This is a genomic window from Haemophilus haemolyticus (assembly GCF_003490595.1).
GTDB classification, from domain to species: Bacteria; Pseudomonadota; Gammaproteobacteria; order Enterobacterales; family Pasteurellaceae; genus Haemophilus; species Haemophilus haemolyticus_L.
The window spans coordinates 1-23,611 of the sequence record NZ_QQGY01000011.1; the positions used below are offsets into that span (position 1 = coordinate 1).

Annotated in this window: 22 protein-coding genes and 4 tRNA genes; 15 read left to right on the top strand and 11 right to left on the bottom strand. The window is 38.5% G+C overall.

Annotation, left to right across the window (positions count from 1 at the left end; all coding sequences use genetic code 11):
- Positions 1-181: 181 nt before the first annotated feature.
- Positions 182-1,534 (bottom strand): lysine-sensitive aspartokinase 3, encoded by a 1,353-nt coding sequence (gene lysC, locus DV415_RS08785; protein WP_118790963.1) that lies wholly within the window; start codon positions 1,532-1,534, stop codon positions 182-184.
- Between the two features lie 303 nt (positions 1,535-1,837).
- Here lysC and DV415_RS08790 point away from each other — a divergent pair.
- The 5 genes from DV415_RS08790 (at position 1,838) to DV415_RS08810 (ending at position 2,953) form a co-directional block, all read left to right on the top strand.
- Positions 1,838-1,914: transfer RNA gene (locus tag DV415_RS08790), tRNA-Met, on the top strand.
- 5 nt (positions 1,915-1,919) lie between these two features.
- Positions 1,920-2,004 (top strand) — tRNA-Leu (locus DV415_RS08795).
- A gap of 28 nt (positions 2,005-2,032) precedes the next feature.
- Positions 2,033-2,107 (top strand) — tRNA-Gln (locus DV415_RS08800).
- Positions 2,108-2,153: 46 nt separating this feature from the next.
- Positions 2,154-2,228: transfer RNA gene (locus DV415_RS08805), tRNA-Gln, on the top strand.
- A 152-nt stretch (positions 2,229-2,380) separates the two neighbouring features.
- Positions 2,381-2,953 carry a DUF2726 domain-containing protein gene (locus DV415_RS08810; protein WP_118790964.1) on the top strand — a complete coding sequence of 191 codons (573 nt, stop codon included), beginning with the start codon at positions 2,381-2,383 and terminating at the stop codon, positions 2,951-2,953.
- Between the two features lie 93 nt (positions 2,954-3,046).
- Here the strand turns inward: DV415_RS08810 and rplY are convergent, their stop codons facing one another.
- Entirely contained in the window at positions 3,047-3,334 is a 288-nt protein-coding gene (rplY, locus tag DV415_RS08815) for a 50S ribosomal protein L25 (RefSeq protein WP_005633680.1), read from the bottom strand.
- Positions 3,335-3,557: 223 nt separating this feature from the next.
- Between rplY and DV415_RS08820 the strand changes: the two genes are divergently transcribed.
- Positions 3,558-4,154 carry a DedA family protein gene (locus tag DV415_RS08820; protein WP_118790965.1) on the top strand — a complete coding sequence of 199 codons (597 nt, stop codon included), beginning with the start codon at positions 3,558-3,560 and terminating at the stop codon, positions 4,152-4,154.
- Positions 4,155-4,224: 70 nt separating this feature from the next.
- Here DV415_RS08820 and ribE read toward each other — a convergent pair whose 3' ends face one another.
- Positions 4,225-4,839 (bottom strand): riboflavin synthase, encoded by a 615-nt coding sequence (gene ribE / locus DV415_RS08825; RefSeq protein ID WP_118790966.1) that lies wholly within the window; start codon positions 4,837-4,839, stop codon positions 4,225-4,227.
- A 42-nt stretch (positions 4,840-4,881) separates the two neighbouring features.
- Here ribE and hmrM point away from each other — a divergent pair, with 42 nt between their 5' ends.
- The 3 genes from hmrM (at position 4,882) to tyrS (ending at position 8,386) form a co-directional block, all read left to right on the top strand.
- Positions 4,882-6,276 (top strand): sodium-coupled multidrug efflux MATE transporter HmrM, encoded by a 1,395-nt coding sequence (hmrM, locus tag DV415_RS08830; protein WP_118790967.1) that lies wholly within the window; start codon positions 4,882-4,884, stop codon positions 6,274-6,276.
- Between the two features lie 8 nt (positions 6,277-6,284).
- The gene (sfsA, locus tag DV415_RS08835) at positions 6,285-7,001 is read left to right on the top strand and encodes a DNA/RNA nuclease SfsA (RefSeq protein WP_118790968.1); all 717 of its coding nucleotides are present in this window, start codon (positions 6,285-6,287) and stop codon (positions 6,999-7,001) included.
- Between the two features lie 197 nt (positions 7,002-7,198).
- Positions 7,199-8,386 (top strand): tyrosine--tRNA ligase, encoded by a 1,188-nt coding sequence (tyrS, locus tag DV415_RS08840; protein ID WP_118790969.1) that lies wholly within the window; start codon positions 7,199-7,201, stop codon positions 8,384-8,386.
- Positions 8,387-8,468: 82 nt separating this feature from the next.
- Here tyrS and DV415_RS08845 read toward each other — a convergent pair whose 3' ends face one another.
- The 8 genes from DV415_RS08845 to DV415_RS08880 all read right to left on the bottom strand — a co-directional run bounded on the left by DV415_RS08845 (position 8,469) and on the right by DV415_RS08880 (position 15,315).
- A complete protein-coding gene (locus DV415_RS08845; protein WP_118790970.1) occupies positions 8,469-9,416 on the bottom strand; it encodes a ribose-phosphate pyrophosphokinase in 948 nt (315 codons plus the stop codon).
- Between the two features lies 1 nt (position 9,417).
- Positions 9,418-10,359, bottom strand: coding sequence for a 4-(cytidine 5'-diphospho)-2-C-methyl-D-erythritol kinase (gene ispE / locus DV415_RS08850; protein ID WP_118791016.1), 942 nt, complete (start codon positions 10,357-10,359; stop codon positions 9,418-9,420).
- Between the two features lie 11 nt (positions 10,360-10,370).
- Positions 10,371-10,991 (bottom strand): lipoprotein insertase outer membrane protein LolB, encoded by a 621-nt coding sequence (gene lolB, locus DV415_RS08855; RefSeq protein ID WP_192879119.1) that lies wholly within the window; start codon positions 10,989-10,991, stop codon positions 10,371-10,373.
- Positions 10,992-11,055: 64 nt separating this feature from the next.
- On the bottom strand, positions 11,056-12,312 hold the full coding sequence (locus DV415_RS08860; protein WP_118794472.1) for a multifunctional CCA addition/repair protein: 1,257 nt from the start codon (positions 12,310-12,312) through the stop codon (positions 11,056-11,058).
- Positions 12,313-12,318: 6 nt separating this feature from the next.
- Entirely contained in the window at positions 12,319-12,930 is a 612-nt protein-coding gene (locus DV415_RS08865) for a TIGR04211 family SH3 domain-containing protein (protein WP_118791684.1), read from the bottom strand.
- A gap of 67 nt (positions 12,931-12,997) precedes the next feature.
- Positions 12,998-14,260 (bottom strand): inorganic phosphate transporter, encoded by a 1,263-nt coding sequence (locus DV415_RS08870; RefSeq protein WP_118791683.1) that lies wholly within the window; start codon positions 14,258-14,260, stop codon positions 12,998-13,000.
- 24 nt (positions 14,261-14,284) lie between these two features.
- Positions 14,285-14,965: a TIGR00153 family protein gene (locus tag DV415_RS08875; RefSeq protein WP_105904582.1), complete on the bottom strand. Its 681-nt coding sequence runs from the start codon at positions 14,963-14,965 to the stop codon at positions 14,285-14,287.
- A gap of 137 nt (positions 14,966-15,102) precedes the next feature.
- A complete protein-coding gene (locus tag DV415_RS08880) occupies positions 15,103-15,315 on the bottom strand; it encodes an excalibur calcium-binding domain-containing protein (protein ID WP_118791682.1) in 213 nt (70 codons plus the stop codon).
- Positions 15,316-15,478: 163 nt separating this feature from the next.
- Between DV415_RS08880 and DV415_RS08885 the strand changes: the two genes are divergently transcribed.
- The 6 genes from DV415_RS08885 (at position 15,479) to DV415_RS08910 (ending at position 23,603) form a co-directional block, all read left to right on the top strand.
- Complete coding sequence (locus DV415_RS08885) at positions 15,479-16,525, top strand: CYTH domain-containing protein (protein ID WP_118791681.1); 1,047 nt, start codon at positions 15,479-15,481, stop codon at positions 16,523-16,525.
- A gap of 290 nt (positions 16,526-16,815) precedes the next feature.
- The gene (gene radA, locus DV415_RS08890; RefSeq protein WP_118790977.1) at positions 16,816-18,192 is read left to right on the top strand and encodes a DNA repair protein RadA; all 1,377 of its coding nucleotides are present in this window, start codon (positions 16,816-16,818) and stop codon (positions 18,190-18,192) included.
- Between the two features lie 122 nt (positions 18,193-18,314).
- Entirely contained in the window at positions 18,315-18,794 is a 480-nt protein-coding gene (gene lrp, locus DV415_RS08895) for a leucine-responsive transcriptional regulator Lrp (RefSeq protein WP_005644818.1), read from the top strand.
- A gap of 1 nt (position 18,795) precedes the next feature.
- Positions 18,796-21,567 (top strand): DNA translocase FtsK, encoded by a 2,772-nt coding sequence (locus DV415_RS08900; RefSeq protein WP_118790978.1) that lies wholly within the window; start codon positions 18,796-18,798, stop codon positions 21,565-21,567.
- 17 nt (positions 21,568-21,584) lie between these two features.
- Entirely contained in the window at positions 21,585-22,202 is a 618-nt protein-coding gene (gene lolA / locus DV415_RS08905; RefSeq protein ID WP_118775830.1) for an outer membrane lipoprotein periplasmic chaperone LolA, read from the top strand.
- 60 nt (positions 22,203-22,262) lie between these two features.
- Complete coding sequence (locus tag DV415_RS08910; protein WP_118790979.1) at positions 22,263-23,603, top strand: replication-associated recombination protein A; 1,341 nt, start codon at positions 22,263-22,265, stop codon at positions 23,601-23,603.
- Positions 23,604-23,611: the final 8 nt, after the last annotated feature.

Genomic DNA, 23,611 nt, shown 5'->3' on the forward strand with positions numbered 1-23,611 from the left:
TTGTAAAAACGCGCAGCTTCTCTAATACTCATTTTTCGATTCAGAATAGGTTGGAGAGCCTGTAATTTAAATTCGATTGTGTAGTGTTTACCCATAAAAAAATCTGCACCTCAATTGTTGGTTTGTTGAGTCCAACTTTTGGGGTGCAGATCATTTTTCACCGCACTTTAGGCTTTTTAATTTATTCAAATAAAGATTTGTGTAAGGAACGAACGACTTCGTCAGCATGTTCACTTTGTACTAGCATACAAATATTATTAGTACTTGCGCCATAACTAATCATACGCACGTTGTAAGATTGAAGCGTATCAAAAATACGTTTTGCTACACCGGAGGCAATATGTAAGTCGTTGCCGATTAATACAACTAATGACAATCCAGTATCGACTTTTACTGCACAATATTGACGAAGCTCATCTAATAATTCGGTTGAAAGTAATTCCGCTCCTGAAGATGCTGAGCCAGTTTTGTCTAATGTCAATGCAACGCTCACTTCTGATGTGGTGATAGTATCTACTGAAATTTTGTGTTTAGCCAAAATGTTAAATACATTCGCTAAGAAACCTTGAGCATGCAGCATACTTAAGCTTGAAAGAGTGAGTAAAGTTTGATCTCGGCGTAGTGCGATAGCACGGAAAGTTGGACGAGGCTGAGGATCGCGAGTAACCCAAGTTCCACCTGCTTCTGGTGCTTTACTTGAACCCACATAAACCGGGATATTGCTGCGTACAGCAGGGAGCAATGTGGCTGGGTGTAGCACTTTTGCGCCAAAGGTTGCCATTTCAGCTGCTTCAGCAAAGCTCATTGTGTCGATGCGTTGTGCAGCAGGAACAATGCGTGGATCGGTTGTGTAAATACCGGCAACATCAGTCCAAATTAAAACGTCTTTTGCATTTAATACTTCGGCTAACAAAGCTGCAGAGTAGTCGCTACCACCACGGCCTAATGTGGTTGTTTTACCGCTTGGTTCACGTCCGATAAAACCTTGGGTGATGACTAATTCGCCGCGGTCTATTAATGGTTTTAAAATGCTATCGCTGTTTGATTGAGTTTGTTCATCATTCGGTGCGGCTTTACCAAAATGGTTATTGGTTGCAATAATTGTACGTACATCAACCCAAGTGCCCGATGCGTTTTGTTCACGTAAAATCTCAATAAAGATTTGAGTGGACATCATTTCACCGTGGCTGATGAGTTCATCGGTTAATGCGGGAGAGGTTGCAAGACTGGCCGCTTCAGAAAGTGCGGTAATATTTTCAAGATATTTTTCAATAATTGGACGAACACGGCTGTCGTCTTTTAATTCATTCAAAATATTCTCTTGAATTTGATGGATTTCACCGATTAATTTTTCACGTTCTGTCGCTTCTACACCATTTGCTAACGCGACTAATAAATTCGTCACCCCAGCTGATGCAGAAAGCACGACTACGCGTGTATTGGGATCGGCTATCACAATTTTTGCACAAGCCGTCATCGCTGCATGATTGGCTACAGATGTTCCGCCAAATTTGGCGACAGAGAGATGGGACATAAGGTACTCCTTGATGTTGTGTTTTTAGAATAATGAACATTAGAAATAACGATTTAGGCATTTTTTGTCAAATAAATTTTAATTAAAAATAAATAGATGAGCGAGTAAAAGAGAAATAGCGATTAAAGTGCTAAAAAAGCTAATATGATATTGTAGAAATGTATAAAAAATAATTGATGTGTTTTATTAATAATCAAATGAAAGGGAAAATCCAAATATTTTAAAAAAAGTATTTGACGAGTATCGCCAAAATCAGCATAATACGCCCCGCAAAGCCGATATGGTTAGGCAAATTAAGGTAATGGCTACATAGCTCAGTTGGTTAGAGCACAACACTCATAATGTTGGGGTCGCAAGTTCGAATCTCGCTGTAGCCACCAAATTTGCGGGACTGGCGAAATTGGTAGACGCACCAGATTTAGGTTCTGGCGCCGAGAGGTGTGTGGGTTCAAGTCCCTCGTCCCGCACCATTTATCGCTTTGTAAGTCAAATAGTAGTTGGGGTATCGCCAAGCGGTAAGGCACCGGGTTTTGATCTCGGCATCCCTAGGTTCGAATCCTAGTACCCCAGCCATACTATCAAATAAATTTTCTTTATATCTAATCAAAGATTTCTCTATTGGGGTATCGCCAAGCGGTAAGGCACCGGGTTTTGATCTCGGCATCCCTAGGTTCGAATCCTAGTACCCCAGCCATATTTTTTAAATTCTCATAGTCCTAATAAAAGCTAGTTTTTCACCTTATTTAAGGTTGTTTTTGCGATCCAGATCTCAAATACGTTTATTTGTAATATAAAGTAATATTCTATTAATGCTACCTTGTTTTCCTGTTCATTTAGGAGAGCAATATGGAATTTTCTTTACAATACATCATTATTTTCATTTTTGTTATTTTATTTCTAATTGGCTTATTTTCATCTAAATCGGGATCAACTCGTCGTAATGCAAAGAAGAGTCGTCTTTATCTTTCGAGAGAAAACAAAATTAATATTGTGAATAAAAATGATCATCTTGATGTCGTCATATTGAGTAAGTATAAAAGAAAAGCCTTGATGAATAAGACTGAATATCAACTTTTTCTTCGTTTAGAAAAGTTGTTGTCTAAAGGTTATCAAGAGTTCCGTTTATTTACTCAGGTTTCAATGGGAGAGTTTTTAGAATCAATAGATAAAGAAGCCCATTTTGCGATAAATAGTAAACGAGTAGATTTTTTGATTGTAGATAAGAAAGGCTATGCAGTAATAGTAATTGAATATCAAGGGCAGGGACATTATCAGGATAGTGCGGCGAAGCGTGATGCAGTGAAACGGGAGGCTTGTCGAAAGGCTGGGGTGATTTTTTTAGAATTTCAGCCAAACTATGGAAAAGCAGAATTAGAATTTGTTGTTGAAAATTTAAAACGTTATTTGATAAAAAATTAAAGTTTAGGTATTTATTAAGAAATAATTAAAATACTCAGAACAAAAAAGCTAAGACTGATATCTTAGCTTTTTTACTTTGTTCAAACTTGTAAATTACGCGCGTTTGAAGTCAATGTGAACCAATTTGGGCTTGAATGGGTGACGTTGCATTGCTTGTACTTTAACTGCAACTTCTTTGCCACCGATCACTAAAGTAATAACTTCAGAATAGAAAGATTCATGTGCTTGCGCGTTGTTTAATTCATCATGGTTTAAGATGATTGAAACTGGCTCTTCGCTGCCACCATAAACGATTGCAGGAATTTGACCATTGTGACGCAGGCGGCGGCTCGCACCCTTACCTTGCGCTGTACGAACTTCAGCGTTAAATTTAAATGCCATTTTAATGTTCTCTTTAAATTAATGTTAAAAGAAAGAAAATTGCAGGCGACCCAGCAATTTCCAAATATTGTTCTCAAAGACAAGCACTGGACACGCTTTGAGAGGGCGAATTATAGAATATCCCTCTTTTCAAAGCAAACTTTTTCTAGGTTTTTTACCCTGAAAAGATTAGAATGCTTAGCAGTTTTTTACGATATTTATAAAAAAATAAAGTAGGAAGATTATGGAATTTCTGATTGGATTTTTTACTGATTACGGCTATTGGGCTGTTCTTTTTGTTTTAATTATTTGTGGATTTGGTGTGCCGATTCCGGAAGATATCACGTTAGTTTCTGGCGGTGTCATTGCTGGGCTTTATCCAGAAAGCGTTAATTCACATTTGATGTTGCTAGCCAGTATGATTGGTGTACTTGCGGGCGATTCTAGTATGTATTGGCTTGGTCGTATTTATGGCACAAAAATTTTACGTTTCCGCCCAATGCGTAAAATCGTGACATTACAACGTTTAAGAATGGTGCGTGAAAAATTCAGCCAATATGGTAATCGGGTGTTATTTGTCGCACGTTTTTTACCCGGCTTGCGTGCCCCAATTTATATGGTCTCTGGCATTACTCGCCGTGTTAGTTACACACGCTTTGTTTTAATTGATTTCTGTGCTGCCATTATTTCTGTGCCAATTTGGGTTTATTTAGGGGAACTTGGCGCAAAAAATTTAGACTGGTTACATGCTCAAATTCAAAAAGGTCAAATGGTGATTTATGTGCTTATCGCTTTACTTGCCCTATTCCTTTTCTGGAAATGGAAAAAATCGAAAAAATAAGCGAAGTTATCAAACAAAAGAGCGGTTAAAAAATCCAGTGTTTTTTAGCCGCTCTTCTTATTTTAATATGCTATAAATTTCTTGCTTTCAGATAATTTTCCACTGTATCCACAATGGCTTGTGTTTGAGGATCAATTTCAATATTCACAATATCACCCACTTTGCGTTGCCCCATTAAGGTTCGTTGCAAAGTTTCAGGAATTAAATTCACACAGAATTGCGTGCCTTTTACTTCGCCAATAGTCAGACTGATTCCATCTACCGCAACAAATCCTTTTGTTAAAATATATTTCATCACATCCGCACTTGGCAATTCGAACCAAATTTGTCGGTTATTTTCACTGGCAATAATATCTGAAATGGTTGCGGTGCAATACACATGACCAGATAACAAATGCCCGCCGATTTCTGTTCCCATTTGCATGGCTCGTTCTATATTTACATTATCACCTACTTTCAACAAGCCAAGATTCGTAATTCTTAAGGTTTCTTGCATGAGATCAAAGCTAACAAGCTCGCCGTTAATTTCAGTCACGGTTAAACATACACCATTATTTGCCACCGATGCGCCAATTTCTAGGTCTTTACGCATTTCAGGTGGTAATTTTACCACTTGTGTTCTAAAATTAGCCTTTTCTGTAATTGAATGAATAGGCGCAGTGCCTTGTACAATTCCAGTAAACATATTTTCTCCTTTTCTAAAAATTTTTCTTAGTATATCAAATTTATGAATTTTCGTCTTTTATCCCAATATCACGCTGATATTAAAAAATTAATTAAAATTTCTTTACCCATTTTGTTAGCGCAAATCGCACAAAACTCAATGGGATTAGCGGATACCATTATGGCTGGTCGCGTGAGTTCCACTGATATGGCGGCAATTTCTGTTGGCGCATCTATTTGGATGCCATTGGTGCTTTTCGGTCAAGGCTTATTATTGGCGCTGCCACCGACAATTTCTTATTTAAACGGTTCAGGCCAACGCCATCGCATTGCCCATCAAGTTCGCCAAGGCATTTGGCTTGTGTTAGGCGTAAGTATTCCTTTAGGTTTGCTAATTTATTTCTGTGAAATTCCGCTGCAATATATGCAAATGGAAAGCAAAATGTCAGATTTAGCACGCGATTATTTACACGCCATGTTGTGGGGATTACCTGCTTATTTAATGCTGATTAATTTTCGTTGTTTAAATGATGGGATTGCCAAAACCAAACCAGCAATGGTCATTACCTTTTTAGGTTTACTGCTGAATATTCCGCTTAATTACATTTTTATTTATGGAAAATTTGGTATGCCTGCTTTTGGTGCGGTGGGCTGTGGTATTGCGACAGCGATTGTGAACTGGGCAATGTGCTTAATGATGATGTTCTATTCCTACACGAATACTCAAGAACGTTCGCTAAAAGTATTTAGCCAATTAATTGAAATGCCGAATCCCAAAACGCTTAAAAAACTACTGCGTTTAGGCTTGCCCATTGCTATTGCACTTTGTTGTGAAGTGGCATTATTTGCCCTCACTTCGTTAATGCTTTCTCCGCTAGGCTCAACCGTTGTGGCGAGTCATCAAATTACATTGAATACCAGCTCTTTCATTTTTATGTTCCCCCTGTCAATTGGTATGGCAACAACGATTTTAGTCGGACAAGCATTAGGCTCTGGCTCACCACAAAATGCGAAGAAAATTGGCTATGCCGCATTATTATTAGGGCTAACGGTGACGATTATTACTGCATTAATTACGATTTTTTTCCGTTATGAAATTGCCTCTATTTTCGTAACCGATGAAATTGTCATCGCAATGGCGGCAAATTTATTATTATTTGCCGCACTTTATCAATTTTCAGATACCATTCAAATGGTAGTTGGCGGCATTTTACGGGGCTATAAAGATACCAAAATGATTTTATACATTACCCTTTTTTCTTATTGGGTAATTGGTGTGCCACTTGGTTATACGCTCGGTCGTACAGATTGGCTTGTGCCACACATTGATGCGAAAGGTTTCTGGATTGCCTTTGTGGTCTCACTCACTTTCGCCGCAATCTTGCTTTCTTTTAGAATGAAAAAAATGCAAGCCATGAGCGATAACGCCATTTTACAACGTTTAGAAAAACTCAAATAAGGAACTTTATGCAACTTCCAGCTTTACAATCGGCAAAATTAATTCGTCGTTACAAGCGCTTTCTTGCGGATATTGAATTACCAACTGGTGATGTTATGACAATTCATTGTGCCAATACAGGTGCGATGACTGGATGCGGTGAAAAAGGCGACATAATTTGGTATTCACATTCCGATAGCCAAACCCGCAAATATCCCCATTCTTGGGAACTCACTCAACTTGAAAATGGGCAACTTTGCTGTATCAATACGCATCGTTCTAATCAGCTTGTCTTTGAAGCATTGCAAAATAAGCAAATCAAAGAATTGGCAGTGTATGATGAAATTTATCCAGAAGTGAAATACGGCGAAGAAAACAGCCGAATTGATTTCTTACTAAAAGGTGAAGGCTTACCTGATTGTTATGTGGAAGTGAAATCCATCACCTTAGTGAAAGGAAATTTAGGCATGTTTCCTGATGCGATTACTACGCGTGGGCAAAAACATGTCCGTGAATTACTGGCAATGAAAAAACAAGGTCATCGCGCAGTGGTACTATTTGCTGGGTTACATAATGGTTTTGATCGTTTCAAAATCGCAGAATATATCGATCCCGAATACGATCACTTATTAAAAGAAGCAATGGAACAAGGCGTTGAGGCCTATGCTTATGCGGGACAATTTGAAATTTCTAATGGAATTCCTACCGCACTTTCCTTAACAGAATCGGTGCCTTATGTAAAATAATATTTTTGAGAATTATTTTCATTTAATTGTTGACAAGGTTATTGATAACAATTATCATCTAATCATTCCAACAACAATATTAGATAATCACTCCAACATTCCCGCCTATTTCCCCACAAATAGGCGTTTTTTTTATTCACAAATCGCCAAGAATCCCTATAATAAAACCTTTCAAAAAACATAATTAGGAAATAATAATGACTGACATTAATACCGTTCTCGCGGAACTAAAGCGTGGTACTGATGAAATCCTTTCAGAAGCGGATTTAATCGAAAAACTGAAAGAAAATCGTCCATTAAAAGTAAAATTAGGCGCAGATCCAACCGCACCAGATATTCATTTAGGACATACTGTTGTATTAAACAAATTACGTCAATTTCAACAACTCGGTCATGAAGTCTATTTCTTAATTGGTGATTTCACTGGAATGGTGGGCGATCCATCAGGTAAAAATGCCACGCGTCCTCCACTTAGCCGTGAAGATGTATTGCGTAATGCTGAAACCTATAAAGAACAAATTTACAAAATTCTCGATCCACAAAAAACTAAAATCGTCTTCAACTCTGAATGGTTAAGCAAACTTGGTACGGAAGGTATGATTCGTCTTGCAAGCAACTACACGGTTGCGCGTATGCTTGAACGTGACGACTTCAAAAAACGTTTTGGCAACAATCAACCCATTGCCATTCATGAATTTATTTATCCATTACTGCAAGGCTATGATTCTGTTGCATTAGATGCAGATATAGAGCTAGGCGGTACAGATCAAAAATTCAACTTACTTGTTGGTCGTGAATTACAAAAATCAGCAGGCAAAAAACCACAGGTTGCGATTACACTCCCATTGCTCGTTGGCTTAGACGGCGAGAAAAAAATGTCCAAATCACTTGGTAACTATATCGGCGTAACAGAAGCACCAAGCGATATGTTTGGTAAAGTGATGTCCATTTCCGATGAACTGATGTGGGATTGGTATAACCTTCTTTCATTCCGTCCATTAAGCGAAATTGCACAATTAAAATCGGAAGTAGAAAACGGCAAAAATCCACGTGATGTCAAAATCTTACTAGCAAAAGAATTAATTGCACGTTTCCACAACGAAGAGGCAGCAAACACCGCAGAACAAGAATTCATTAATCGTTTCCAAAAAGGCGCGATGCCTGATGAAATGCCTGAATTTACGTTTTCTGGCGAAATTGGTTTAGCCACTTTATTAAAAGAAGCGGGACTTGTTCCGTCTACTTCAGAAGCAATTCGCTCTGCTCAACAAGGTGGCGTGAAAATCAACGGCGAAAAAGTAGATAACGTGAAAGACAATGCACCAAAAGGTACAAATGTTTACCAAGTGGGGAAACGAAAATTTGCGCGTGTAACGGTTAAATAAAGTAGATACAGCTAAATAAAGTAAATAAAAAAATACCGCACTTTGGCAATAAAAGTGCGGTATTTTTTATTGAAGTTTTAACTTAGTTAAACATCGCAGAAATAGATTCTTCGTTGCTAATGCGACGAATGGCTTCTGCTAGCATGGAAGAAAGCGTAAGCACGCGAACTTTACCGATCGCTCTCATTTCTTCTGATAGTGGAATGGTGTCAGTCACAACAATTTCATCAATAGCGCCACTAGCTAAATTTTTCGCTGCAGCACCAGAGAATACAGCATGAGTCGCATAAGCAAATACGCGTTTTGCACCACGTTCTTTTAATGCTTCAGCTGCTTTGCAAAGCGTACCGCCTGTATCGATCATATCATCGACAAGAATACAATCACGACCTGCTACATCACCGATAATATGCATTACTTGTGCTACGTTTGCACGTGGACGACGCTTGTCAATAATAGCCATATCAGTATCGTTTAATAATTTAGCTACCGCACGAGCGCGAACAACACCACCAATATCTGGAGAAACAACAATTGGATTTTCAAGATCAGATTTTTTCAAAATATCATGAATTAAAACAGGAGAACCAAACACATTGTCTACTGGTACATCAAAGAAGCCTTGGATTTGTTCTGCGTGTAGGTCGCAGGTTAATACGCGGTCAATACCAACAGTTGAAAGTAAATCTGCCACAACTTTAGCGGTAATAGGTACACGTGCTGATCGTACGCGACGATCTTGTCGAGCATAACCAAAGTAGGGAACAACAGCCGTGATACGACCTGCAGATGCACGACGTAATGCATCTACCATCACAATCAATTCCATCAAGTTATCATTAGTTGGCGCACAAGTTGATTGGATGATAAATACATCCGCACCACGCACATTTTCATTAATTTGAACTTGGATTTCACCATCACTGAAACGGCCAACAGTGGCATCGCCTAGTGAAATATATAAACGTTCAGAAATATGTTTTGCAAGTTCTGGTGTTGCATTACCCGCGAAGAGTTTAATGTCAGGCATTTTATAAAACCTCAGGTTTAGATTGTCGATGAGTATGAATTGGTGATAGCTGCTTCAACATTGCGTGCAAGGGAGAAACATTGAGCCCTTTAGCGATAAAGCCAAAAAATTCTTCTGGTTTTTGTCTAAATACCGCTTGTGCTTCCGTTTCATGATCAAATTCAGCAAAAACACATGCTCCCGTTCCTGTTAATCTTGCCTGCGCATATTGTAGCAACCAGTTTAGCGCTTTTTCAACGTTTGAATAATGATTTATCACAACTTTTTCGCAATCGTTTACATAAGGTTCACTCAAAAGTTGTTCTAGGGATTTTTTCGGTGTATTACGTGGTAAATTTGGATCTTGAAATATGACAGCCGTCGATATTGAATTATCGGGTTTTAGTACAACAAACCATTTTTCTGATGGTTCACAATAGGTGATTTTTTCCCCGACACCTTCAGCAAAAGCAGCGTGCCCATGTACAAATATTGGCACATCAGCGCCTAGTGTTAATCCTAATTTTGCTAGTTCATCAATGGATAAATTCGCTTGCCATAAATAATTTAAAGCGACCAATGCGGTTGCTGCATTGGATGAACCACCACCAACACCGCCTCCCATTGGAAGAATTTTATCTAAATGAATATTTGCACCCAATTGGATATTGGCTTTTTCTTGTAAAAGTTTTGCAGCTCGATAAATTAGATTATCTTTTGTTTTTAGATTTGGAATTTCTGGCGTTAAAACAATTCGATTATCTTCTTCACGGATACTCATTTCTAACCAATCGCCGAAATCTAAAAATTGGAAAAGTGTTTGTAATTCATGATAGCCGTTCGGCAATTTTCCGTTGATATAAAGAAATAAATTCAGTTTGGCTGGGCTAGGGAAGCGCAATGGCTTCCCATTTGATTGTGTTGTATTTTGACAAAGTGCGGTAGAAAATTGATGTGATTTCATTAATGTATTCATTAGTAAATCCACTCATCTACGCGAATTTTTAGAGTTTGTTTCGTGCTGTCATTTTTTAGCAGAATATTTTCAGGCATCGAATTATTTGAGTGATAAGTGAGATAATCTGCTGTCCATTGAGAACCATCTACATGATAAGTAAATGCGCCAAGTAAATGGTTGGTACCGACTTGATAATCTGCATTTATTGCCGGTTGACCTTTTAACCAATAAGCTAAATGCTCTAACGGCACATCCATTCCAATGATCTCTTGTAATAATAGTTTAGCATTGGCTGCAGATTGTTGATTGCCGTTGTTATCGGAAATTGTCATTCCACTTTGATGCATTTGAATCCAAAGGGTAGATTTACTGATTAAAGAATAGAGTTTAAGCGTATAAGATTTTGGATTTTGGTATTGCCATTCAAAGCGGCTAGAAAAACGTTCTGTAGGACTGATATAACCAATTTGTCCTTTAGCTTGATAGGATTGAATTTTTTGAATCTTTTGTAGATGCTGTTGCCATGTGGCATCCGTTTTATCGATATATTGCACGTTAACTGGACGTTCAGCATCCATCGTACAGGCTGTAAGTATGCTGGTTACAAAAAGTGCGGTGATAAATTTAAACGTTTTCATATTATTGATCAAGTTAATAAGCTCGCGTATTTTAAGGATTTAGTTTAATTGAGTAAAGTTACTTTTATTTATTAATTTTTTGGTAATTCGCTTTTGTTTGTTTAACCGCTAAGATTCTTCGTTTTGTCAATTCATTTCTGATTTCTTGTTTCTCAAATCCATCTGCAATAACTTGCTGGACATCTACTTCATTTGCTGCGTGTAATAATTGATTGATGTAATCTATTTGTGGATAGTCCTTATTTTCAAAACCTGTTCTACCTCGAGTATCAGCTAGACATACTTGTAGAAATTCTTGAAAGCGTTGTGGTTTTCTCCACACATCAAAACGATTAAACAGCGTTATGACGGTTTCAGCTCGAAGCTCAAAGGCTTTGTGAATATGCGTGTGAAATTCACAAGTCAGTTCTGCAAGTTCTTGAAAATAACTTGGGACCTTTAAGCGTTTGCACAATGATCTAGTCGGTTTTATGCCAGCTTGTTCATGCCCATAATGATGAGGAAGAATATTTTGAGGCGTAAGAGCCTTGCCAAGATCATGACAAATTGCGGCAAAACGGACCGCACTTTTATTTAGGATAGGGTTATTTTCAGTCAAATTAACCGCTTGTTCTAATACCAACATGCTATGAATAAAACTATCCACTTCTGGATGATGTTTTACTGGATTTGGCACGCCATAAAGGGCATCGATTTCAGGAAATAAAACGCTTAATGCGCCTGTTTTATGTAAGGTTTCAAAATAAATTTCAGGATTTTTTTCGTTTAAGGCTTTTTCTGTTTCTAGCCAAACGCGTTCCGCCGTGAGATGTTGTAATTCTCCCGATTGTGCAAGTTCTGCCATTAGGGATAGCGTTTCCGATGCGATTTTAAAACCGAGAGAATGATAACGAGCTGCAAAGCGTGCCACGCGTAATACTCGTAAAGGATCTTCTGAAAAAGCGGGAGAAATATGGCGTAAAATTCGATTTTCTAAATCTTGTTTTCCGCCATAAGGATCGATAATTTCACCGTCTTCGCTTTGAGCCATGGCGTTAATAGTGAGATCTCGTCGAATTAAGTCTTGTTCTAATGTAATTGTTGGGGAGAAATCACAAATAAAGCCTGTATATCCTGCGCTAGATTTACGTTCTGTTCGGGCAAGCGCATATTCTTCTTTTGTTTTAGGATTGAGAAAAACCGGAAAATCTTTGCCTACTTGTTGATAACCGAGAGAGAGTAGTGTAGCGGGGGTTGCGCCTACTACAATCCAATCACGATCTTTTACTGGTAGGCCCAATAATTGATCGCGAACAGCCCCACCAACCAAATAAACTTTCATTCGTGATTATGCCCAACCATCATGACGGCGACGTTTTGGTAATACATAAGGAATAAGCAAGCCGAAGAGTAAGCCTACACCCAATACTGAACCGCCATAAATAAACCATTGAATCGCAATTTCTCGTTTACCTGCATCAAGCATCGCTTCTAAATCACGATTTTTATTTTTGGTCATTTCAAGTTCACGTTTCAATTGTGAATTTTGTTCTAAAAGATCCGCACTTTGTTGCTCAGCTTGTTTGGTTCGACGTTGCATTTCGACAGTACGTTGTTGCCAATCGCCATCTAAACGACTAAGTTTTAAAGTTAATTCTTGGACTTGAGCTTTTAATTTTGGATTTTCTTCTTTACTACTTGGCGTGTTGCTTAAGTCTGAATTTAAAATCCAAGCTTCACGATTTTTATTGTCGCGAATGAGTGTGTATTTGCCTTGACGATCTAATACATTCACCGCTTCTCCAGCTTGAATTGAACCTGCAATTTTAAATTGTTCACCGGCACCGCGGCGTAAGAACGTACTGAGATTTTCAGTAACATATTGCGTTTCTGCATGGGCAGTTGCAATACCTGTACCAAGTAATGCGCAAGATAAAAGAGTATTGTAGATTTTTTTCATGCTTTCTCCTTAAAAATAAAAACAATAAAAGTGCGGCTGAATAAACCGCACTTTTTGTTGCAATAAATTAATTAAACACCGCACGCAGTAAATAGAAGATAATAATTGCGAAGAATGCGCCGGCTGGTAAAGTGATTATCCAAGAACTAATGATGTTTCGGATAACCGTTAAATTGAGTGCCGCGATACCGCGAGCAAAACCGATACCTAAAATTGCTCCAACAAGTGTTTGTGTTGTTGAGATCGGCAAGCCTGTACCAGATGCAACTACAACCGTCATCGCAGTGGCAAATTGAGCGGCAAAGCCACGGCTTGGCGTTAAATCGGTGATCCCAGATCCAACAGTCGCCATTACTTTTTGTCCCATAGTAATTAAGCCTACAGCAATACCTAATGCACCTAGTGGTAAAATCCACCAAGTTAAGGTTCCGCCTGAAACAATTTTACCGCCTTGTTCTACGATTGATACAACCGCTGAAAGTGGGCCAATTGCATTGGCTACATCGTTCGAACCATGAGCGAAAGCCATCGCACAAGCTGTTAATAACATTAAAATGCTGAAGACTTTTTCTACCGCACCAAAAGTCCCTTTGCTTGCAGATTGAGTGAATGTTCTGCTTTTAAAATAGAAGTGGAAAAACAGCATGCCTACAAGGCTAATGACAAGTGAAATGACCAAAGTTTCTTTATTGGAAAGATTTAAACCAACATGTTTTAAACCTTTTGTCATTGTTACGATACACAGCACAAATACGGTTATCCCCATGTAATAAGGACCATATTTTTGTGCATTTTTCAGCGGATGTTCGGTATCAAAAATAAGTTTTTGCGTACTCGCAAAGATTGCATAAGCCAAAATACCCGCGATGACAGGCGTGATGAACCAGCTACCAACAATGCTGCCAATATTTGACCAATCTACTGCGCCAGGACCAATCGTAATACAGGCAAATCCAATAATTGCACCGATGATAGTGTGAGTACCTGAAACTGGCCATCCCATTTTGGTTGCAATAAATAACCAAGCACCCGATGCAAATAAGGTTGAAAGCATACCTAGAGCTAAAATATCTGGCGTATCGACAAATTGCATTGGATCGATTACACCACTTTTAATCGTTTCTGTTACTTCACCACCGGCTAGATAGGCACCAGCTGATTCAAAAATTAACGCAATAATAATTGCTTGTTTGGCTGTTACGGTACCAGATCCTACGGATGTTCCCATTGAGTTTGATACATCATTCGCTCCAATTCCGAACGCCATAAAAAAGCCAAAGGCTGCTGTGATCCACACCAACCAAGAACCATATTGACTAATAATTTCCATAGTTTATTTCCTATGTTTTGTTGATTATGAACGCGCGAGCATTAATTCTATACGCGAGCCAACACGTTGTGCTTGGTCAGCCAAAACGCCAACCCATTCAATAATTTTATATAAGAACATTACATCAATTGGATTATAACGGCTTTCGATGGTGTAAAGCATTTTACGCAATTTGATCTGCATTTGGTCGGTATCATCTTCAATGGCATCAAGTTCTTGAATCATATCATTGACTAATTTGAGTTCACGGCCTTTAAAACCGGTTTCCAAAAGTTGATCCATTTCTTCGATTACGCGATGTGCTTGATGAATGGCATCTAAACTACGTTTTACGTAATGTAAGAATTCTTCCTGCATTTCTTCAGGAATACCAAATTGACGCCCAATCATACGGCCTGCAATATCTTTGGCATAATTGGCAAGTTTATCTTGTTGCGTGACTAATTCTAAAAGATCAGTACGATCGATAGGTAAGAATAAACCACGTGGCAATTTCAATCGAATTTCACGTTTTAAACTATCTGCCTCGCGTTCACATTGAGAAATTTCTAAGCGTTTTTCTTCCGCTTGTTCCCAATTCTTTGAGAAAGTAGTTTGAAAAAAAGGAATCAAAAGATCGCTACATTCGGTCACTTTTTCAGAGTGTTTTTGTAACGGTTTGAGAGGCGAATGGGCAAATAATCCGAGAATATTATTCATTGCCATAAGTGATTTACTCCAAATTAAGGGGTTAAAAATTCGTGCGCATATTACCCGATTTTTATTAATAATTAAATGTATTTTAGGAGGGCATCCCTTTCCTGAAAAGGAAAAGACGAATTTTTCATCTTTTCAATGTATCATTAATATTTCTTACAACGCGATGAACCATATTTACTACCGCCAGGCAAACATTCACAGGCTTCACCATCGCGATCTCGATCTAAATGATAAGCATGGTGGTTTTCATAATAGCGTTGTGCTTCTTCTTGTGTATTAAAATCTGAACAACGAACGCCAGCATGTATAGGTAATGTGATGCTTAGAAGCATATAAAATAGAAATAATTTTCTCATAGAGATCCTTCATTAATTAGTTATTTAAAATTAAGTCAAATTATAGCCCTTTATGTTTATTTTACGATGTTTAATTTAAAGGAATATAAATCTATAAAACGCTTGATTTATCTATTTTTATCTGTATATTTGAACAGTTTTAAGTTAAAGGGAGTATAATTTTATGAGTAATGAAATTGAAATTAAATTAGCTGTATTTGACCAAGCATTTTATGAATTAGAAGAACATTTAAAAAACTTTAGTTGTTTAGCACACAAAAAACAGTTTCTGAGCAATACTTATTATGATTATCCTGATCATTTCTTTGCTAAACAAAAGATGGGATTACGTATTCGTCAAGAAGATCAGGAACTTACATTAACGCTTAAAACTAACGGCGAAGTTGTTGGTGGATTGCATAGTCGCCCAGAATATAATTTACCATTAACTGAAAAAGAAACGCCAACCAATGGCCAATTAAGAGAACTTTATCCTTTTGAACAATTACCTGGTTCTACACTACAACCTATTTTCTCCACAGATTTTAACCGCACTTTTTGGTTAGTTGAATTTCAACAATCCAAAATTGAAGTGGCGTTCGATCAAGGCAAAATTATTGCAGGCGAATCTGAGCAGCCTATTTGTGAAATTGAGTTTGAATTAAAATCTGGCAATGTGCAGGATCTTTTTGATTTTGTAGAAATCTTGCCTTTCGAAAGAGATATTTATTTTAGTAGCGCAAGTAAAGCGAAGCGGGGTTATTTGTTAGGTTCAAAACAATTTTTGACGGATTGGCTCAATAAATGGCGTGATTTCTTAAAAGAAGAACGAGAAGAAAGTGCGGTAGATTTTTGTGCAAAATTTAATACGGTGCTTAAAATGGAACAGAAACTTTTGGAAGAAACCTTATCCTTTTCTCCCGCACTTTTTAGCCAAGATTTTATGAAAACAGTGGAGCGAGTAGGGGCATTTTTTAATCTTTATCATTATTATGATGAAAATGGAAAAATCCTAGAAGCGGTGGCAATAGAGAAACAAAAAGAAACGCTATTACCAGCTTTGTTAGAAAGCAATCAAACAATCTTTGCTGAAATCCGTGATTTAATTCGTTTTCATAGTGAAACGAAAGACAATGAAAAAACTATTGCAAAATTGACCGCACTTTTGAAAAGTCGAGTTTATTTTGAGCGAATGATCAAATTAATGGAATTATCTTATGACCTAGGGTAGGTATACCCTAGGCTAATCTCAGTGTTACCCCGTTGGGGTAGTTTGATGTTCCCCAAAGGGGATGTAAAGTGACCTAGGGTAGGTATACCCTAGGCTAATCTAAGTGCTACCCCGTTGGGGTAGCTTGATGTTCCCCAAAGGGGAACCACTATAACTATAATTAACCGTGGGTACACTTACCCACGGGAAGTGCCACCCCGTTGAAGCGGCTTGATGTTCCCCCAAAGGGGAACCACTATAACTATAATTAACCGTGGGTATACTTACCCACGGCAAATACGGAGAATAAAATGGCTAAAGCCCCGAAAACAGCTTATGTATGTAACGATTGTGGTGCGGAGTTTTCTCGTTGGCAAGGGCAATGTTCGGCTTGTAAAGCATGGAATACAATCACGGAAGTGCGGTTAATTTCCACGGCTAAATCCAAAAATGATCGTTTTAGCGGCTACGCAGGTGAAACTCAGGCAAAAATTCAAACGCTCTCTGAAATTAGTTTGCAAGAAACTCCTCGTTTTTCCAGTGGCTTTAATGAGTTAGATCGCGTACTGGGTGGTGGGATTGTACCGGGCAGTGCGATTTTAATTGGTGGGCATCCTGGTGCAGGGAAAAGTACCTTGTTATTACAAGTGATGTGCGGTTTAGCGAAAAACATGACAGCACTTTATGTAACGGGAGAGGAATCATTACAACAGGTTGCGATGCGTGCAAGTCGATTGGGATTGCCAAACGATCAATTAAAAATGCTGTCAGAAACCTCTGTGGAACAGATTTGTAATTTGGCGGATCAGTTAAAACCGCAAATTATAGTGGTGGATTCGATCCAAGTAATGCATTTGGCGGATATTCAATCATCGCTAGGCAGTGTGGCTCAAGTGCGTGAATGTGCTTCTTTCCTCACTCGTTATGCGAAAACCCGACAAGTTGCCATTATTATGGTGGGGCATGTAACGAAAGACGGTACCCTTGCTGGGCCTAAAGTGTTAGAGCATGCCATTGACTGTTCATTACTATTAGAAGGCGAAGCCGATTCTCGCTATCGTACTTTGCGTAGCCATAAAAACCGTTTTGGTGCGGTGAATGAATTAGGCGTATTTGGTATGACCGAGCAAGGCTTGCGAGAAGTAAAAAATCCATCGGCGATCTTTTTAAGTCGTGGTGATGAAATTACATCGGGCAGTTCAGTTATGGTACTTTGGGAAGGAACTCGTCCTCTTTTAGTTGAAATTCAAGCCTTAGTGGATCATTCAATGCTAGCGAATCCTCGCCGTGTTGCGGTGGGATTAGAGCAAAATCGCTTAGCGCTATTATTGGCGGTGTTACATCGACATGGTGGCTTACAAATGGCTGATCAAGATGTTTTTGTCAATGTCGTGGGTGGTGTAAAAGTCAGTGAAACAAGTGCGGATTTGGCTTTGTTGCTTGCATTAATTTCTAGTTTTCGTAATCGCCCTTTACCACAAGATTTAGTGATTTTTGGTGAAGTTGGATTAGCGGGAGAAATTCGCCCTGTGCCAAGTGGACAAGAACGTATTAGTGAAGCGGCAAAGCATGGATTTAAACGTGCGATTGTTCCTTTTGGTAACAAGCCGAAAAGTGCGGTCGAAAATATGCAGGTTTTTACGGTGAAGAAACTTTCCGATGCGCTAACTGTATTGGATAATTTCTAAATAATTCCATTAGAGATAATTAATAGTCTCAATAGAAATGAATTATCTAATTCCGTTGTACTGAAAACGTTAGCAAAATTTGTTAAAATAAACATACTTTTTATTCAAAGAAAAATAAGAAAATGGAAAAAAAACTGAATAAAGCGCTGGATGCGATTGATATAAAAATTCTTAATGAATTACAACGCAACGGTAAAATTTCTAATATTGATTTGTCGAAAAAAGTAGGGCTTTCACCTACGCCTTGTTTAGAACGAGTGAAACGTTTAGAAAAACAAGGCGTAATTATGGGATATCGTGCGTTGTTGAATCCTGAATTATTGGAAGCGCCTTTGCTTGTGATCGTGGAAATTACGTTAGTTCGTGGAAAACCTGACGTATTTGAGGAATTTAATGCTGCGATTCAAGAGTTGGAAGAAATTCAAGAATGCCATTTAGTATCGGGAGATTTTGACTATTTATTAAAAACTCGTGTTGCAGACATGGCTGAATACCGAAAATTTCTGGGGACGACATTATTGCGTTTACCTGGTGTAAATGACACTCGCACTTATGTTGTGATGGAAGAAGTAAAACAAACCAATTTCCTTGTATTGAAATAATATGATTAAACAAATAACAGAACGATTTACACCCAGACAGTATTTAGCTGAACTTTTGCTTGGATTGACCGCACTTTTCGGGCTTTATTTAGTTATTGCTTGGTCAAGTTATACTCCGCTTGATAATTCTTGGGCAACGGCAGGTGCGCATGGTGAAACAATTAATAAAGTCGGCGCATTTGGTGCGTGGATTATCGATCTTTCTTTTGTTTTCTTAGGCCATGTCGCCCATGTTATTCCTTTTACAGTTTTTTTTGTACCTGTCTATTTATTGAAAACGAAAGCAGTTAAAAATCTTTCCTGTACTCGAATTATTTTACGTAGTTTTGGCTTTACTATGTTGATTATTGGGCTTTGTGTGATGAGTATGTTGCTTTTATCAAGCAATGCCTTTTATTTAAGTGGTGGAGTAGTAGGCGGTTCACTCGTTGTAAATTGGCTTTATCCAGCATTAGGTAAATTCGGAGCGATTTTAATTGGTTTTACATTTGCTTTAATCGGTTTTATTTTTTGCTCTGGCGCTTCATTAATTCGACTGATTGTGGCCTTTTATCATTGGTTGACAATGAAAAATGAGCAGAAAGAACGTGTTGAGCAAGAAAAAATAACGGACGAATTAGAGCAAATCGTGATTGTAAAATCAGATAGTTCAGCAACAGAAAGTTTAGACGAAAATAATCTTAATGTAGAACCAAATAGTGAGATTGAAACTCAAAAATCATCTTTAGAGGTTGAAGGCAACTCTGTTGAGCATCCTTCGCATTTAATTAATATTCATGGTTTAAATCCAGAGGTCTCGATTAAATCAGAATATGAAGTTTCTCCTGAAGAGAGTGTAAAACCTCAGTTTTCTCTTGAGTTTGAATCGGAAACCTTGCCTAGCGTGAATTTATCGAGTGATTCACATGGACAAACAGTAAGTAAAAATGATTTTGTGCCAGTGTGGAATAAACCGATAAAGCCTGCTATTCAGGATAATCCCTTAACGAATCAAAGTGCGGATGATTTTACTAAGGTTTCCTTGCTTACAAATGATGAAATGCCAACAGTTTCATTAAGACCCAGCCATGAATCTTTGAATACGGAAATGGCGGATAATAATTTTGATGTTCAAGCTGATGAAAAAGTCCGTTTGGGTGATGATGAACTAAAATTTAACGTATCTTTACAGGATGATATGAGGAATGTTCAATTAGATAAAAATCAAGAAGAATCGCCTAACTATAAAGGTTATAGTGGCAGCTTGATTCATCCAGCATTCCAACAGCAAACAACTAAACGTGAAAAGCCTAGTACACCATTGCCAAGTTTAGAGTTATTATCAAAACATCCAGCAGTGGAACAAAATATTACGCAAGAAGAAGTTTTGGAAACATCTCAACGTATTGAGCAACAATTACGTAATTTTAATGTGAAAGCGACAGTAAAAGATGTGCTTGTTGGCCCAGTTGTCACTCGCTATGAATTAGAATTACAACCTGGGGTGAAAGCGTCAAAAGTAACGAGTATTGATACTGATTTGGCGCGTGCATTAATGTTTCGTTCGATTCGTGTGGCAGAGGCTATTCCTGGTAAGCCTTATATTGGTATTGAAACACCTAATCTTCATCGTCAAATGGTGCCATTACGTGATGTGTTAGATAGCAGCGAATTCCGTGATACTCATGCCACTTTGCCAATGGCTTTAGGTAAAGATATTAGCGGAAAGGCAGTGATTGTTGATTTAGCGAAAATGCCACATTTGTTGGTCGCAGGATCAACGGGATCAGGTAAGTCTGTTGGCGTGAATACGATGATCTTAAGTTTACTTTATCGTGTTCAACCAGAAGATGTGAAATTCATCATGATCGATCCTAAAGTCGTTGAACTTTCAGTTTATAATGATATTCCGCACTTGCTAACGCCTGTTGTAACAGATATGAAAAAAGCCGCTAATGCGTTGCGTTGGTGTGTAGATGAAATGGAACGCCGTTATCAGCTGCTTTCTGCGCTACGTGTACGCAATATTGAAGGCTTTAACGAAAAAATCGATGAATACGAAGCAATGGGAATGCCTATTCCAAATCCAATTTGGCGACCTGGTGATACAATGGATGCTATGTCACCGGCATTGAAAAAATTGAGTTATATTGTGGTTATTGTCGATGAGTTTGCTGATTTAATGATGGTAGCGGGTAAGCAAATTGAAGAACTCATTGCTCGCTTAGCACAAAAAGCGCGAGCTATCGGTATCCATTTAATTTTAGCGACACAACGCCCTTCTGTAGATGTAATTACCGGTTTAATTAAAGCGAATATCCCAAGTCGTATTGCCTTTACCGTTGCAAGTAAAATTGACTCACGTACTATTCTTGATCAAGGTGGGGCAGAGGCGCTTTTAGGTCGTGGTGATATGCTTTATTCGGGGCAAGGCTCATCGGATTTGGTGCGTGTTCATGGTGCCTTTATGAGCGATGATGAAGTTATTCGTATTGCGGATGATTGGCGAGCACGTGGTAAACCTGATTATATTGATGGTATTTTAGAAAGCGCAGATGATGAGGAAAGTTCAGAAAAAGGAATATCAAGCGGTGGAGAACTAGATCCTCTCTTTGATGAAGTAATGGATTTTGTTATTAATACCGGTACAACCTCAGTATCTTCTATTCAACGTAAATTCAGCGTGGGTTTTAACCGAGCCGCTCGTATTATGGATCAAATGGAAGAACAAGGGATTGTTAGCCCAATGCAAAATGGTAAGCGTGAGATTTTATCGCGTCGTCCGGAATACTAATTTAAAAGGAAAGTAAAATGAAAAAAACAACGTTAAAATTTGCCGCACTTACCTTACTTGGTTTGAGTAATTTGGCATTGGCTGATGCGGCAAGTGAACTGCAAATGCGTTTAGCCAAAGTCGATGTGTTAAGCGCTGAATTTGTGCAAACAGTGACTTCTGGAAGTGGCAAAAATGTTCAACAGGGAAGTGGCAAACTTCAAATTAAACGTCCAAATTTATTCCGTATGGAGACTAAAACCCCTCAAGAAACCCAGATTATTTCTGATGGTAAAACTTTATGGTTCTACGATCCATTTGTGCAACAAGTGACAGCACAATGGGTGAAAGATGCCGTGAATAACACACCATTCGTATTGCTCACAAGTAACGATAAAAGCCATTGGGATCAATATTCGGTCATGCAACAAGTGGATACTTTCGTATTGAAACCCAAATCTTCAAAAAGTAATATCAAGCAATTTGATATTCGCGTCGATGCAAATGGCGTATTAAGAAATTTCAGTACGACAGAGAAAGATGGGCAAACCAATCTTTATGTTTTACGTAATATTACGAATCAAACCTTGTCTGATAGCTTGTTCCAATTCAAGCCAGAAAAAGGCGTTGAAGTGGATGATCAACGCAAAAAATAATGAATGATTATTTGAAATAAGGGCGTAGAAATACGCCCTTCAATTTTGTGAGAAATAAACATGTCGAACCTCAATTTTGATTTTGCCGAGAATGATTTTCGTCCACTGGCAGCCAAGATGCGTCCAACGAGTCTAGAGCAGTATTTTGGGCAAACTCATCTTATTGGTGAGGGTAAGCCACTGCGTAAAGCTATTCAAGCTGGGCATATTCATTCTATGATTTTTTGGGGGCCACCAGGTACGGGAAAAACAACACTCGCAGAAATTATAGCGCAACGTATTAATGCAGAAGTTGAGCGAATTTCTGCGGTGACGAGTGGTATCAAAGAAATTCGTGAAGCCATTGATCGTGCAAAACAAAATCGTCTTGCGGATCGTAAAACCATCTTGTTTGTGGATGAAGTCCATCGTTTTAATAAAAGCCAGCAAGATGCATTTTTACCACACATTGAAGACGGAACCGTTATTTTTATTGGGGCGACAACAGAAAATCCATCTTTTGAGCTAAATAATGCGTTGCTTTCTCGTGCTCGAGTTTATGTGCTGAAATCACTCACAACGGCTGAAATTGAACAAGTTTTGCAGCAAGCTGTAGAAGATCCTGAACGAGGATTGGGTAAAGAGCGGTTAATTTTAGAAGATAATTTACTGCAAGTGCTTGCCGAATATGTCAATGGAGACGCGCGATTAGCCTTGAATTGCCTCGAATTAATGGTGGATATGGCGGATGAAACGGAAAATGGAAAGAAAATTGACCGCACTTTATTAAAAGAAGTCTTAGGCGAACGCCAAGCGAGATTTGATAAACAAGGTGATCGTTTCTACGATTTAATTTCTGCGCTACATAAATCTGTTCGAGGTTCTGCACCAGATGCTGCATTGTATTGGTATGCGCGAATTTTAACAGCGGGTGGCGATCCTTTATATGTTGCGCGCCGATTACTTGCCATTGCTTCAGAAGATGTGGGAAATGCAGATCCTCGCGCTATGCAAGTCGCATTGGCTGCTTGGGATTGCTTTACTCGCGTGGGCGCTTATGAAGGGGAGCGAGCGATTGCTCAAGCCATTATCTATCTTGCGGTAGCGCCAAAAAGTAATGCAGTTTATACCGCATTTAACACTGCAAAACAGCAAGCGAAAGATTTGCCAGATTATGATGTTCCACCACATTTACGCAATGCGCCGACTAATTTAATGAAAGAGCTTGGCTATGGTGCTGAATATTGTTATGCTCATGATGAACCTAACGCTTATGCGGCAGGTGAAAATTATTTCCCGCCTGAATTAAAAGATACTCAATATTATTTTCCGACGAATAGAGGTATGGAAATTCAGATTAAGGAAAAACTAGAACGATTACGCGAGCAAGATAAAAGTGCGGTGAAAAAACGGTATAAATAATCTCAATT